The 14,042-nt window shown below is 60.6% G+C and carries 12 protein-coding genes and 2 pseudogenes; 4 read left to right on the top strand and 10 right to left on the bottom strand.

What is annotated here, in order from left to right; all coding sequences use genetic code 11:
* Positions 1 to 17: 17 nt before the first annotated feature.
* From JN403_RS02160 to JN403_RS02135, 6 genes and pseudogenes are all read right to left on the bottom strand, one after another.
* Positions 18 to 1,697, bottom strand: a complete 1,680-nt coding sequence (locus JN403_RS02160; protein WP_205484979.1) for an acyl-CoA synthetase family protein — start codon at positions 1,695 to 1,697, stop codon at positions 18 to 20.
* A pseudogene (locus JN403_RS02155) lies at positions 1,694 to 2,237 on the bottom strand (hypothetical protein). The gene JN403_RS02160 and the pseudogene JN403_RS02155 overlap by 4 nt, the downstream one beginning before the upstream one ends.
* Positions 2,234 to 2,488, bottom strand: a complete 255-nt coding sequence (locus JN403_RS02150; RefSeq protein ID WP_122533902.1) for an acyl carrier protein — start codon at positions 2,486 to 2,488, stop codon at positions 2,234 to 2,236. The pseudogene JN403_RS02155 and the gene JN403_RS02150 overlap by 4 nt, the downstream one beginning before the upstream one ends.
* A 9-nt stretch (positions 2,489 to 2,497) precedes the next feature.
* Positions 2,498 to 2,758 (bottom strand): phosphopantetheine-binding protein, encoded by a 261-nt coding sequence (locus tag JN403_RS02145; protein ID WP_122533901.1) that lies wholly within the window; start codon positions 2,756 to 2,758, stop codon positions 2,498 to 2,500.
* Positions 2,733 to 3,545 carry a lysophospholipid acyltransferase family protein gene (locus JN403_RS02140; protein ID WP_122625559.1) on the bottom strand — a complete coding sequence of 271 codons (813 nt, stop codon included), beginning with the start codon at positions 3,543 to 3,545 and terminating at the stop codon, positions 2,733 to 2,735. Before JN403_RS02140 ends, JN403_RS02145 begins: the two co-directional genes overlap by 26 nt.
* Positions 3,521 to 4,276 (bottom strand): beta-ketoacyl synthase chain length factor, encoded by a 756-nt coding sequence (locus tag JN403_RS02135; protein ID WP_205484977.1) that lies wholly within the window; start codon positions 4,274 to 4,276, stop codon positions 3,521 to 3,523. The genes JN403_RS02140 and JN403_RS02135 overlap by 25 nt, the downstream gene beginning before the upstream one ends.
* Positions 4,277 to 4,596: 320 nt before the next feature.
* Between JN403_RS02135 and JN403_RS02130 the strand changes: the two genes are divergently transcribed.
* Positions 4,597 to 5,379, top strand: a complete 783-nt coding sequence (locus JN403_RS02130) for a ParA family protein (protein WP_122533898.1) — start codon at positions 4,597 to 4,599, stop codon at positions 5,377 to 5,379.
* 3 nt (positions 5,380 to 5,382) lie between these two features.
* Here JN403_RS02130 and JN403_RS02125 read toward each other — a convergent pair whose 3' ends face one another.
* Entirely contained in the window at positions 5,383 to 5,760 is a 378-nt protein-coding gene (locus tag JN403_RS02125) for a PAAR domain-containing protein (protein ID WP_122533897.1), read from the bottom strand.
* Between the two features lie 136 nt (positions 5,761 to 5,896).
* A complete protein-coding gene (gene trxC / locus JN403_RS02120; protein WP_205484975.1) occupies positions 5,897 to 6,331 on the bottom strand; it encodes a thioredoxin TrxC in 435 nt (144 codons plus the stop codon).
* A 398-nt stretch (positions 6,332 to 6,729) separates the two neighbouring features.
* Here trxC and JN403_RS02115 point away from each other — a divergent pair, with 398 nt between their 5' ends.
* The 3 genes from JN403_RS02115 to JN403_RS02105 all read left to right on the top strand — a co-directional run bounded on the left by JN403_RS02115 (position 6,730) and on the right by JN403_RS02105 (position 9,095).
* Positions 6,730 to 7,662 carry a hypothetical protein gene (locus tag JN403_RS02115; protein ID WP_205484973.1) on the top strand — a complete coding sequence of 311 codons (933 nt, stop codon included), beginning with the start codon at positions 6,730 to 6,732 and terminating at the stop codon, positions 7,660 to 7,662.
* A gap of 123 nt (positions 7,663 to 7,785) precedes the next feature.
* Entirely contained in the window at positions 7,786 to 8,235 is a 450-nt protein-coding gene (locus JN403_RS02110) for a hypothetical protein (RefSeq protein WP_205484971.1), read from the top strand.
* A 278-nt stretch (positions 8,236 to 8,513) separates the two neighbouring features.
* Positions 8,514 to 9,095 carry a hypothetical protein gene (locus tag JN403_RS02105; RefSeq protein ID WP_205484969.1) on the top strand — a complete coding sequence of 194 codons (582 nt, stop codon included), beginning with the start codon at positions 8,514 to 8,516 and terminating at the stop codon, positions 9,093 to 9,095.
* Between the two features lie 63 nt (positions 9,096 to 9,158).
* On the opposite strand, the pseudogene JN403_RS02100 reads toward JN403_RS02105, so the two are convergent.
* Together JN403_RS02100 and mscK are read right to left on the bottom strand one after the other, a co-directional pair.
* Positions 9,159 to 10,621: pseudogene (locus JN403_RS02100) on the bottom strand (protein adenylyltransferase SelO).
* Positions 10,622 to 10,669: 48 nt separating this feature from the next.
* The gene (gene mscK / locus JN403_RS02095; RefSeq protein ID WP_205484967.1) at positions 10,670 to 14,038 is read right to left on the bottom strand and encodes a mechanosensitive channel MscK; all 3,369 of its coding nucleotides are present in this window, start codon (positions 14,036 to 14,038) and stop codon (positions 10,670 to 10,672) included.
* Between the last annotated feature and the right edge of the window lie 4 nt (positions 14,039 to 14,042).

The raw sequence follows: 14,042 nt of genomic DNA, 5'->3' as shown, positions 1-14,042 counted from the left end.
CCTTGAATGTGCAGAGCTCATGCATCCGCTTTCACCAGTAAAATCCGCCCGCTGGAGCAGGCCGCTTCGCCGTTGCGATAGGCAAAATGCAGCTTGCTGCGCTCGGGGTCGAAACGCAGGGTCAGGCTGATGCGATCGCCGGGGCGCACCAGTTGTTGAAACTTCAGCACTTCCATGCCGGCAAAGCGCGGCGGCAGGTCCATCAGACGCTGGGACAGGTTCATCGCCCAGTCGACCTGCACCACGCCGGGCAAAATCGGCGTGCCCGGGAAGTGGCCGGGGAAATGCGCGAGGTCCAGAGGGACGATCAATTCCAGTCGCCACTCGTCGTCGTGTTGCTCCTGTGCGACCAGCTCAGGGGCTTGAGTGCGCGGCGACACCAGCAATGTCTCGATAAGCGCTTGCGGCAACTTGCCCTGGGCATTGAGGGGCAGATGGCTCAGCAGTCGCCAGCGACGCGGCAACGCCAGTGCTTCGCAATGCGGCACCAGATGCTGGCGCAGCGCCTGGGTCAGCGCGCGCCGACCCTGATTGCGCAGTGCGTGGACGCCGCTGGCACTCAACACCACCAATGCGCCCAGCGACGCGCGGTTTTCCCGGACCACGCCCAAGCGTGCTTCGCTGACCCATTCATGGGTCGCGAGTGCTTGCTCCAGAAGCGGCAGGGATATGCGCTTTTCTTCCAGTTTAACGATGCGGTCCAGCCGGCCCAGCAGCTCGAAACGACCGTCTCCCAGAAAGCGCACCGCGTCGGCTGTCTGTTCGACATGGCCGATCGGCAGGTACGGCGACTCGATCCGCAGGGCGCCGTCGTCGTCCTGACCCAGCGTGACATCATCGAAAGCGCGCCACAGCGGGTCGCCCTGGCGCCAGGCGATGCCGCCGGTTTCGGAGCTGCCGAGTATTTCGCTTGGCCACTGCCCGAGCCGCTGATGCAGGCATTCTGCCGCGTCGGTCGGAAGCGCGCCGCCGGACGAAAACACACGGCGCACGGCGCTCAGGTGATTCCAGTCGAGATTGTCCCCCATGCGTTTGAGCAGCGCGGGGCTTGCCACCCAGGCGAAGGATTGATGCTCACGGCTGACGCGTTGCAAGTCTTCGGGAAACGGCAGTTGCTGACGCACGAAGCTGCGTCCGGCGCACAGCGGCCACAGCACCCGAAACAGCAGTCCGTAAATGTGCTGCGCCGCCACGCTGCCGATGATGCAGGCATCGCCCAGGTCGGCGCCCCACAAGCGTTCAAGGGCAGACACCTCGTTGGCCAGTTGTCGCAGGCGCTTCTCGATCAGCTTGGGTTCGCCGCTGGAGCCGGACGTGCACAGGCTCAAGCTGCACTCATCCAGATCGAGCGCGGCGGGAGGAAGCGGGTCGGCGTTCAGTTGATCGAGCCGAGTGTCGTCCGGCAGATCCGTCAGCCACAGGTCGACATGGCCGGCCCAGCGTAGTCTCGTTTGCGCCTGCAAATCGGCCGGCAGCAACACCGCCACGCCGGCGCGCCATGCCGCGAACAATGCGATGGCCAGTTCAGCGGCGTCTTCCAGATGGACTGCCAAACGTGTCACGCCACGTTGCTGCAGCGCGGCGGCGACACGCAGCGCACGTTCCTGCAACGCGGCATGGCTCAGCGCGGGAGTATGGGCAACGGCGCGCTGTGGATGAGCATCAAGCAACAGGTGTCCGAGATCGATCCAGCTCATGTCCGCCCCCGCACGCGCTGACGAACGATCCATTCACCGGCGAACAGCAGGCCCATCAAACCGTAGGCGATGAGCCCTGTGTATAACGTCCACCAGCTCAGCGGCGCCCAGAGGGTCAGGGCGGCGGCGACGAAACCGTTGAAAAGAAAAACAGGCACCAGACCCGGGTGACCTGGCGCGTGTAGCGAACCGCAACGACCGGCAAATCGGGTTCTGTCAGGCGTGCCAGTCGCTCGATCAGCGGCATGCCGCGCATCAGGCTCAGCCCGAACAGGGTCAGCATGAAACCGCTGATCAGCACGGGGTACCAGCGTAGCAATTGCGGGCTGTTGAACAACCCGAGCAGCAGACAAAAGCCCATCGCCGTCAGCGCCATCGACACGCCGCCCGGACGTCCCTCGCTGGTCAGCGCACGCACCCCCACAGCGCGCCGAGCAGCAGCGCGAATTGCCATGGGGCGAAATGGCCCATGCCGAAGTAGACGGCAAACGGGTACAGGACGCCTGCAAGCACCAGGACCAGGCCAATCAGTCGACTCATGCGGGGCTGTGGACCAGGCGATAGACCGCGTCGACGACATCGCCCACGGTGCGTACCGACTTGAATTCCTCGGCGGCGATCTTCTTGCCGGTCTTGCGCTTGATGTGGTCGATCAGGTCCACGGCATCGATGCTGTCGATTTCGAGGTCCTGATACAGGTTGGCTTCGAGGGTGACGCGCTCGGGTTCGAGCTCGAACAGCTCAACCATCGACGAGCGCAGGGTGTCGAAGATGTCTTCACGGGATTGCATGTTCTGTCCTCAGGCCACTTGGCGCGCGCTGACGAATGCCGCGAGGCTGTCGACGCTGGTGAAGTGATTGCGAGTGTCTTTGGCGTCGGCGTCGATCTTTATGCCGTAGCGTTTCTGGATGGCCAGGCCCAACTCCAGGGCGTCGACCGAATCCAGCCCCAGGCCCTCGCCGAACAGCGTCTGGTCGTTGCCGATGTCCTGGGTGCTGATGTCTTCGAGGCCCAGGGCGTCGATGATCAGCTGTTTAATGTCCTGGTGCAGATCGCTCATCTGTGGCGAGCTCCTTGGTGAAGTGTTGATGCAGATAGTCGTTGAGCTTGCGCGACGCCACAGGGGCCGGGCCAAGCGCGGCAAATGCCGCTGGATCGATATCGTTGCCTACCCGCAGATGAAAATGCGGGCGGCGCAGGGGAATGCGGTACCACGGCTCGGCCTTGGTCAGCGTGGTCGGCGACACATGGATGGTCACCGGCGTAATGACGTGGGCGCCACGCAGGGCAATGGCCGCAGCGCCGCGATGAAAGGCGGGCGCATGGCCTGGCTGGGTTCGCGTGCCTTCGGGAAAGATGATCAGGGTCTGGCCGGTCCTCAGCAGATGCGCGGCTTGCTCCAGCATGTCGGCGCTGCCGTCGTTGCTGACATACCCGGTGGCCCGGACCGGGCCTCGGGTGAATACGTTCTGCCACAGGCTCTGCTTGACCACGCAATTGGCGTCGCGCACCAGTCCGATGAGAAACACCACGTCGATCAGCGACGGATGGTTGGCGATGATCATCTGCCCGGGGCGGCCCAGACGCTCGGCGCCCTGGATCTCGTAAGTCAGCACGCCAGCGTTGCTCATGATCCGGATAAATGCCCAGAACAGGCGGCTGATGGTCCGGCGGGCGCGCCGTTGGTGGCTGCAGGCATCGCCGGGCAGCAGCGCCAGCAGGGGAAAGACAAACACGCGCAGGCACAACCCGCCCACACCGAAGAGGGCAAAGCTCAGGGCTGTGGCCAGCAGGCGCCAGCGATAGGCGTCGCGGCTTTTGCTCAGCGGTTGTGTTGCCAATTCCATAGCCGATTCTTCCAGGGATGTTGCAGAGCGCTCTGTTGTGTCGACAGCGCACGTAAAAGGTTGAGCGCGTGGGGCCATTGGCTGCGCTCGGAATCCGTCTCGGTCGGTTCGCGGGTCATCAACGAAAGCTGCCACTCATCCCCCGGCGTCAGCAGCAGGCCGAGCGCATAGGGGAACGGCACATCATCGATCCACGGCGCGTAGGCGGCAGGCGGCTGCTCCTCGGTGATCACCAGCAGCACCGCCGGCGCACCGTCTTCAAGGAGGGACGCGGCCTCGACGACGCCATGTTCGAGCCCGTCACCCGCGCAGGCCAGGGCCGTCATCTCGCTGGTCTCGCCGCGCAGGATCGACCACAGGCCGATAACGGCGTTGTGCACGGACAGGCTGAACTGAGTGGGCGACAGCGGCTCGTCGTTGGCCAGATCGCTGAGGATGTCGAAGGTTCGGGGCGTTTCGCCGTGCCGCGAGACGAACACCAGCGGCAATCGCTCCAGGCCCTCTGCCAGCGGCCAGCCTACGCTGAAGGCCATGCGGGCCAGACGACTCAACCGGCGGCGTTGCATGGCCGGCAAAAATGAAACGTCTGGCGCTGCGTCCGTCGGGGCGGGGATCACGGGTTCGTGGCTCCATTGGCGCCACTCTTCGACCGATGTCAGCCCCGGCGCCCACGCGCGCCACTGTGCAATGTTGAACTTGATCACAAAATCATCCTGCCCTGATACGGGCATACTTCCGGACTTCGAGTCTCCGAAGTGGCACCAGCCATGGCGCGGCGCTATCGCCGAGTGGCGGGCATTATCCGGATGCCACAGCGCCGAGGCAAACGTTGAAACAAAAGGTTTGTTTACTGACGATTATTCTTACTGGTATGGCGGCGACATCTGACACGGTTTTGTAGGAGCAATGGGCCTGTATGCGTTGCGGGCCTCGCCCTTACAGTCAGATTTTTCCAAGAGGCTCGCCCTACTCTTCGCGATTGCCTAGACTCGGGACCATTCATCGGGTCGCAGGCGATCCTTCACGGCTGGACAGCAACAGGGAGTCATACATGCGGCGTGTGGTATTCAATCAGAAGGGCGGCGTTGGCAAGTCCAGCATCGCCTGCAATCTGGCGGCTGTCAGTGCTCATGAAGGTTATCGGACGCTGTTGATCGATCTTGATGCCCAAGCCAACTCGACGCAGTACCTCACCGGTCTGACCGGCGACGAGATTCCCATGGGGATCGCGGATTTCTTCAAGCAGACCCTGTCATCCGGGCCTGGCGCCAAAAAGAATCAGGTCGACATCTACGAAACGCCCTTTGACAACCTCCATGTCGTGACCGCCACGGCCGAGTTGGCGGATCTGCAGCCCAAGCTGGAAGCCAAGCACAAGATCAACAAGCTGCGGAAGCTGCTGGATGAGCTGAGTGAAGATTACGAGCGCATCTACCTGGACACGCCCCCGGCGCTGAATTTCTACGCGGTGTCGGCGTTAATCGCGGCGGATCGCGTGCTGATTCCGTTCGACTGTGACAGCTTCTCCCGTCAGGCGCTTTACGGCCTGCTCAAAGAAATCGAAGAACTCAAGGAAGATCACAACGAGGATCTGGAAGTGGAAGGCATTATCGTCAACCAGTTCCAGGCGCGGGCGAGCCTGCCCCAGCAGATCCTCGACGAACTCATCGCTGAAGGGTTGCCGGTGCTGCCGGTCTACCTCACCAGTTCAATCAAGATGCGTGAATCCCACCAGGCCAATATGCCGCTGATCCATCTGGAGCCGCGGCATAAACTGACTCAGCAATTTGTCGAGCTGCATCACTTGCTGGAAACGGGTGCGGGTAATCGCTGACTGCTAGGCGAGCGGTTCGTGGCTTTCCCGACGGGCTCGGGTCATGTGCTTGGCTCGCTTGCGCGCCTTTTCGGCCATGTCCTTGGGAATGTCGATGGTCGCTTCCATGTCGGCCTGAAGCTGATCCTGGCTGGCGATCAGATGGTGGGTGCCGTCCGCACAGCCGCAGCGCACGGCCTGTCCGTGGGTCGCCACGGCCACGAGCTCATCGATGAAGGTCGGATTGCCTTGGGCAATGAAGCCAACCTGTGCACACAACTCGCACCAGACCGGATCGCCCATGCGGGCCAGACGCCGGTCCTCCCATGTGTGCGAGCCTGAGGCGCTTAACACCACGCCGCCGGTTGTCGTTGAATCGCCCTCTCTGACCACGTATGTCATAGCAAACCACTCCAGGGTACCGATAGGAGTGGCGAAGCCTAGACGCAGAATTCAACGGATTCGGGGCCAAAAAGGTCTTTCAGAACCTGCCTACAGCGCTGGCTGTCATGCACTTCGATCGCTGAAGAAGCGTCTCTCAAATTCCCTGACTGGCCAGCCAGGCGATCAGCTGTTGCAACGGCATTGCGCCACTCTGCCGGGCAACTTCACGACCGTCCTTAAACACGATCAAACTCGGGATCGAGCGAATGCCCAGCTGCGCGGAAAGCTGCTGATTGGACTCGCTGTCCAGCTTCGCCAGCCGAACCCTACCGCTCAGCTGAGTGGCCGCTTGCTCGAACGTCGGCGCGAAGGATTTGCACGGCCCGCACCACTCCGCCCATACGTCCACCAATAGCGGCAGATCGCCCTTGATCTGACTCGCGTAATCGCCCTGCGTCAGGTTGAACGGCTTGCTCAGCAAAACCGGCTGCTTGCAACGCCCGCATTTCGGCTGGTCGGACACCCGCCCGGCAGGGATGCGATTGAGCCCGTTGCAATGTGGGCAGGGGATCAGCAGGGAATCGGACATGGCAGAGGCCTGAGTAGGGTTGATGACTACTAGGTGGAGCCGGCGGGGTGAGTTATCAAGCTTTACAGGTTCATCTGAAGCGCCGAGCGGTAGAGAGTGGCGGTGACTTCATCAATTACCTCAAATAGGCGACGTGACTTGGTTCAAGTTTCACTATTCGTTTAAGCACACCACGCCTACAAACTCTCTAACCTGAAGACGCAACGCATTCCTCCTTCACCGCTTGTCCCAGCCCCTGACTACGGGCGTTAAGCCCAATCCTCGGTCGCTGATTCCCCGAAAGCATCCCCCGTTCGCCCAACTGTTCGCCCTGTCTGGCCGTCGCTAGTGTCGACGCGAGGGGCTGACTGACGAACATGCGCGTCGGCCCCTGTCATCTCATAGCCAGGGAGTCGCCCATGATCAGCCAGATCCAGGCCGCGGTTGCAGCGGTTGTCGCGAATAAAAAGCCAGTCGTTGACGCCGCTCCAAACAGCGCCCCCAAAACCGTCGATAAACCTGCAGCGACCGCGACCGACAAGGCGACGTTTTCGACACTGGCGGCACAACTGAACGGTAGCGCTGCGCGAGCCCAGAAGAGGGACGCGGTGATGACCCACGCCGAGCTGGGGCAATACGGGCGAAATCGCATCGATGAGTTTTTGATCGAAGGCCGCACAGTCAACAGCGGCACCCGGGCCATGGAAGTGCCCAAGACTAACGACCCTGAATTGCTGGACCGCGCGCGAGAGGCCAGTGCGTTCGTGACCCGGACACTGGCCGGTGACAAGAACGCCAAAAGCCCTTTCGAAAACCTGTCCCGTGAACAACTGAACCTGATTGCCTTTGACGACAGCGGAGCCTTCACACTCAACGAGCGGCGCGCGGCCTGGCAGGGCGTGCAGAAGATGGACGAGGACTGGCGCAAAGTGGCGATAAACGAGGGGGTGATCGAGCAAGCCCGGACGGGCAAGGCCTCCCGGTTCTATAACGACGCTCTGAGCTACCTCAAGTCGCTGCCGGCGATCGAAAAGGCGGTGAGCTATCCCAAGGGAGCAGAAGGCATTCTGGAGGCGCGAATCAAGAGCGACCTCACGCTGCCCAGCCTGCCGGGCGCTTTCGGACGTCAAGCGACAGACCGCAACCTGACCCTTTACGACATCCTCGCCGGCATCGTCGACACCAGCAAAGACAAGAAAGCTGACCCAAACAACATCGCCTACACGAAGAAGTTCGCGCCTCGTACTTCACCTGAGCCAGCTACGGCGGCTGCGCAGGGGGTTGAAAAGCCAGCGGCTGCGAATGCCGGTGCGCAAGTTTCTGCTTCACCCAAGCCTGCAGCTGAAGCGTGATCATTGAGGGCGCCTGCTGTCCGCGCTCGATGCGCTCCAAAGAGCCTATCCGTTCGGGTAGTAGGCATTTAACGCGATGCCTGATTAGCTTTTTTTAGATCTAATAAAAAGGAGGATCTAAAAATGAAATCTAAAAATAAAGTTAATACAGTGTTGCTGTTTTCTACTTTGGCCACGGTTGGGGTGGTGAGTGCAGGACCTCAGGTGACCGTAAACTTTAAAAATGAAACCGATGAAAATGCAGTTTATGTGCGTGGAAGTAGCAGTAATGAACTGACCACTTACTCGAACGCATCACCCAAACCTGACGCCGTGGCGGCAGGGGCCTCAACGAGCTTTAACGTTCGTCCAAGCGGTGCGTCTCCTATAAGCTACGCCACCGTGCGATATCAAGCGGGGTTCAAAACCTGCCAATTTACAACCAGCTATTTGATGAGCTCTACACCGGGAGGTGTCCGCACGCCTAAGTGGAACAGAAGTGCAGTGTCGGGCGGCGGCGCCAGATGTGAAGTTACTGTCACCTCCGTCAACTATTCCAACCACAATTGGGTGGTGAACTTCATCATGCGCTGATGACGCAAACATGAACCGGAGCTGCCCATTAGTGGCGGCTTCGGCTGCGCGTGGTATCGGAAAAGGAACTTTCTATGCTTTCCACTATACGTTCGGCCACACGAGGTTCTTTGAGTGCAGCCGAAGTTGAAAAAATGCCGTCTGCCGGGTTGCCAGTCGTAGGCACTGAGCGAGCGTCGATTGCCTCACTAATGCCTCAACCGGAGGTCGCGACCGTGTCAGTTCTGGGGCGTCAGCTAAGTGACAGTGCAGAGAGGGCGAGCCAACGAGAGCTTGCGATGTCCCGCGATGAACTGGCGGCCTATGCGGCCAAGCAAAAAAGCAGGTTTTTATTCGAAGGGTATACAGCCGCAAAAGCCCGGCATGATCTGGAGACGCCGCAAACCGATGACCCTGAGCTTCTGAATCGCGCCCGGCAAGCTACTGAATACGTGAACCGTTCCAGTGCGGGCGACACGAACGCGAAAAGTCCCTTCGCGGGCCTTTCACGGGATCAGTTGATCCTGATTGCCTATGACGACCAAGGCGGCTACACCATCAATGAGCGGCAAGCCGCTTGGCGCGGCAGTGCGCAAATGGAATATAAGTGGGCGCAAGGCGCCATTGCTCGTGCTCAACTCGAAAGCAGTGCGACTGGCAAGCAGCCTGTGTTCATGAGGGAGGTCTTGAATTACTACAAAGCGCTGCCGATGATCGAAAAAGTTCAGGACCGTTATCCCTGGAATTACGAGGCAGAAATGGAGGCGAAAATCGCAGAAGAGCTAGCGCTGCCGGCGGGAGGCGAGCGCGAAGCCCAAACGCACATTCTCAACCTTTACGACATCCTCGCTGCCATGACTGATCCGGAAAAAAGCGCTTAGAGCACGAGGATCCCGCATTGCCCAAAACGGTGGAGGTTTCACCTGACCTCAACTTGCCCGCACTCACGACGAACAACTGATCTCCAGATGTTTGCCCCAATCCGGCGGACGCTGTGCATAACTCTCCATTCCGGGCTGCTCCTCGAACGGGTTGCACAGCACCTGATGCAAACGGCGGACTTCGCTGTCGTCGCCTTGTTCGGCCGCTTCGATGGCGCGTTGGGCGAGGTAGTTGCGCAAGATGTACAGCGGGTTAACCGCGTGCATGCGCGCGCGGCGATCTTGTTGGCTTGACTCGGGTTCACGCGCGATGCGGGCTTTGTAGGCGTCGGCCCAGGTGTCGAAGCCGAGCATGTCGACGAAGTCGTCGCGCAACTTTCCTGCCGCGACTTCGGCTGATTCTTCCCCAGATGGCGGAAAAACAGGGTGTAGTCGACGCCGCTGTTCTGCATCAGTTGGAGCAAGCGCGCGATCAGGTCAGCGTCATCTTCTTCGGCCGTTGTCAGGCCCAGACGTCGACGCATCAGGTCCAGGTAATGCGCCTGATACAGCGGCAGAAACAGGTCCAGCGCCTCACGCAATGCCTCGACACTGATGAAGGGTGTCAGCGCCTGGGCCAGCGCGCTGAGGTTCCACTGGCCAATCGGCACCTGATTGCTGAAAGAGTAGCGGCCTTCGTGATCGGAATGGTTGCAGACGAAATGCTGGTCGAAGTCATCGAGGAACGCGAAGGGGCCGAAGTCGAAGGTAATGCCGAGGATCGACATGTTGTCGGTGTTCATTACGCCATGACAGAAACCATAGGCCTGCCATTTGGCAATCAGCTCGGCCTGACGCTCGACGATCGCGCGAAACATCGCCAGGTACGGCTCGGGCTCTTCGAGACATCCGGGGTAGTGCAGGGACAGCACGTGATCGGCCAGTTGCTTCAGCTGTTCCGGCTGTTTGGTGTAGAAGAAATATTCGAGGCTGCCGAAGCGCACGTGGCTTTGCGCCAAGCGTAGAACCATCGCTGCGCGTTCTTGGGTTTCGCGCCACACCGGGGTGCTGGACCCGATCACGCAGGCCGCGCGACTGGTCGGGATGCCCAAGGCATGCAGGGCTTCTGAAGCCAGAAACTCGCGGATCGACGAGCGCAATACAGCACGACCATCGCCCATGCGTGAATACGGTGTCTGCCCGGCGCCCTTGAGGTGCAGGTCCCAGTGTTCGCCGGCGTCGTTGTACACCTCGCCGAGCAGCAAGCCGCGGCCATCACCCAGGCGCGGGTTGTACGAACCGAATTGATGACCGGAGTAAACCATCGCGCGCGGATCGGCTTCGGCCCACAGTTTGTGACCGCTGAAGATTTCAGCAAAAAGAGGTTGTTCTGCCTGAGCAAGGTCCAGATCGAGCAACGCGAGGGCCGCTTCGCTGGCAACCACCAGCCGCGGGTCGGCGATGGGCTCGGGCAGTACGGTGGTGGAAAACGCATCGCCCAGGCGGGCAAAACGATTATCGAAGGTCAGCTCGTCGAGGGCTTTCAAGGGATGCCTCCAGCAGAATGTCCGACCATTCTGCTGGGTTTTTCCGGGTCAGTCGAGCCTGACTTCGGGCGGCTCAGGTGCATCTTTTGGGGCTGGAGGCACAGCAGTGGGCGGCGTGATGGTTTTCTGCTCTGGCTCGATTGGCACCATTTTGTACTCCTGCCCCTGCATGTTCTTGAGGTAAACCTCCATTTGCCGGAACGAAATATTGATGTGCTGTTTCTTGAATTCTTTGTTGATGAACCGGTTGATCTCATCGAGCACCGGGTTGCGGTCGCCTAGATCTCGCACATGCATGCGCAGTTCGTGATCGAGGGTACTTTCACCAAAATTGAGGAAGTAAACAATCGGCTCGGGGTCTTTCAGCACCCTGGGATTGTCACGCGCGGCCTTGAGCAGCAGGCTGCGCACCAGGTCCAGATCCGACCCGTAATCCACCCCCAGTTTTAACGTCACGCGGGTGATCGTGTCGGTTAACGACCAGTTGATCAGTTGCCCGGTGATGAACGTCTTGTTAGGGACGATGATGTCCTTGCGGTCGAAATCGGTGATGGTGGTCGCGCGAATGCGGATTTTGCTCACCGTACCCGACAAGGCGCCGATGGTGATGGTGTCGCCGATTCGAACCGGGCGTTCGAACAGGATCATGATCCCGGAGATGAAGTTGGCGAAGATCTCCTGCATACCGAAGCCCAGGCCCACCGATAGCGCCGCCACCAGCCATTGCAGCTTGTCCCAACTCACGCCGAGCGCCGAGAGCGTCGAGACAAAACCGACGCCGGCGATGGTGTACGAAAGCAACGTCGTGGTTGCGTACGAACTGCCCTGTTTGAGGTTGAGTTTCGACAGCACAAGCACTTCCAGCAGGCCCGGCAAGTTGCCCGCCAGCACGAAGGTGATGCCGATGATGACCAAGGCGCCGATCAAGTCGCCCAGGCTAATCGGCACCATGCTGATGTTGGCGCCGGTGCCGCTGGTGTATTCGTACAGCGTGATGTTATCGAGGTACGAGAACACCGAAATCAGGTCGGCCCAGACGAAGTAGAGCGCGCCGATGAAGCCTGCAATCAGCGCCAGACGAATCAATCGCAGCGACTGCTGGTTGACCTGTTCGATGTCCAGCGTCGGCTCCTCGATCAGCGTCTCGCCTTCGCCGGCTTCTTTTGCGGCCTGACGTTTGCTCAGCGCGCGCTGGTACGCCAGACGGCGCGCGGCCACGCTTAGCCCGCGCACGAAAGCAGCTTCGATCACCAGCCACAGCATAAGCAGATACAGCGTGTCGATCAGCCGATCGCTGAGTTTCAGCGCGGTGTAGTAATAGCCAAAGCACACGGCGACGAACAGCGCGACGGGCAGGGCGGTGAAGGCCAGGCCCACCGCACGACGAAACAGCGACGCGCTTTGGTGGGTCGGGCTGGTGAGCAACAGCCGCGCGAGCAGCCAGGCCATCAGGGCGTAGCACGTCAGCACCACGGCGATGCCGATGACGTCGTCGGCCAATGCCGAGGGCTCGTGCTCGGCCACGGCGACCACCGTCACCAGCGCCAGCACGACAAGACCCAGACGACGGATCCAGCCGCGCAGGAATTCCACTTGTGGTTTTTCCCAGCGGAAGTGCAATTGCGCCACGCCGCCCGGCGCCAGAATGCGGTAAGCGGTGTAGAACACTAGCCAGGCCAGCGCCACCTGCAGCAGCGCAGAACCCAGATTGACGTTTTGGCCGCGGGCGTCGATCTGCAGCGCGAACGCACACACCGTGAGGGTCAGCGACAACGGCATTGCCAGCAGCACGTTGATGAAGATCGCCAGCGGTGTCTGCCACTGCCGGTCCCGCTTGAAGTGGCCGATGTCGGCGTGCAACCGATTGAGCTTGTCGTACAGCGCCTTGCGCTTCCACATCAGCGCGCCGATCACCAGAAACAGCGGCAGGAAGATCAGCGGCCGCTGGGTCAGTCCGTCGTAGAGTTCGCTGACGCTGGACGTCCAGGGAAGGGTGGTCACCTGTTTGACGAGTCGTGGCTGTATGCGCTCGAACCACTCAAGATCCAGCGGCTTGTTGCTCGGAATCCAGAACATCTGCTCATCAAGGGTGGCCCGCAGGCTGTTGGCGGTGCTGACGAGCTGTTTCTGGTTGAGCTGGAGGGTGATGGATTCGTTGAGCAGCGCACTCAGCTCGCGGTTCAGCCGCTCCAGCAGGTCGCTGCGAGTGGTCGCCAGATCGAGCAGCGTCTTGCGCAGCGCGGGTGTGACGTCTTCCGGCTTCTGCGTCGCCAGTAACGTGTCGACGTATGCGCTCGGGCTGCTCATCTGCTCGCGTTGCTGATTGACCTCGAATTGGTACAAGCGAATATCGGCAATTTCGTCGGCCAGACCGCTGTCGAGCTTGAGTTTGGGGAGCGACTGCTTTTGTTTGTAGAGGATTTTCGACAGCAGCAAACTTCCGCTCAACACGTTGATCTGCTCGTCGAGCGCCTGATCGGTTTGCGTGATGGCATCCAGCTGGGTCTTGGTCTTGAGGTTCTGCTGGGTCAGCTCATTGAGGCGGTCGGTGCCACGCAGCAGGTAGTCGGAGAGCTTGAGGTTGGCGGCGCTTTCGGTCGCCAGCAGGCTGCTGCCCCCGGCTTTCTGCGCTTCAAGGGACAACTGCGTCACGGTTTGCTGGGACTGGGCGCGACGCTTCTCGTTGATCAGCGTCTGCAGGTCCTGGATTTCCTGATCCTGACGATTGACCTTTTCCGTGAGCAGGTCGCGCTGGCTGCCGCCCAGGTCCTGCAACTGGCTGTTGCCGGCAAGCTCCTGACGACGCAGGGCAATCAGCGCGTTGAGCGAGGTCTGCTCGGCGTTCAATGCGTTGCGCTGGTCGGCGTTGATGGCCTTGCCGCCATCCTTGCCGGACTTGAGCGTGCCGCTGATGGCCTGAATGCGCGTCTGGCTGCTGCTGATCTCGGCCTGGGCGCGCTCGGGCCGGGTCTGCGCGGTGATGGTCAGGCTGTTGGCGTCGTTGAGGGCTTTTTGCAGATCAGCCTGCTGAGCACTGCGCTGACTCAGTATTTGCTCAAGCTGCGGCACGTCCAGATTGGCGTAACGCTGAGCGACCGGAATGACCTTGCTGGCCTTGAGCTTGGTCAGCTCGTGCTGGTTTTCGGTGGTCTGCCGGGGCGCGTCGGCGAGCTGCTTTTTCAGGTCATCCAGCTTTTGCTGGTTGTCCTTCTGGCTGGACAGGAATGTCAGCGTCTGTTCCAGGACCTGCTGCAGGGCTTTCTGGTCGTCAGCGGTCAGTTTGCGGTCGGCGATCTTGTCCAGACTGCGCTGGACGGCCTCGCTGGACAGGGGTGGCGTATCGGCGGCGTGCGCCGGTACGGACGACAGGCAAAGCCCAAGCAGGGCCGAGGCAAAAAGGTTACGCAGCGTGAACATAGAC

It is taken from the genome of Pseudomonas sp. 15A4 (assembly GCF_016925575.1).
Taxonomy (GTDB): domain Bacteria; phylum Pseudomonadota; class Gammaproteobacteria; order Pseudomonadales; family Pseudomonadaceae; genus Aquipseudomonas.
This window is presented reverse-complemented; position numbering and strand designations above follow the sequence as displayed.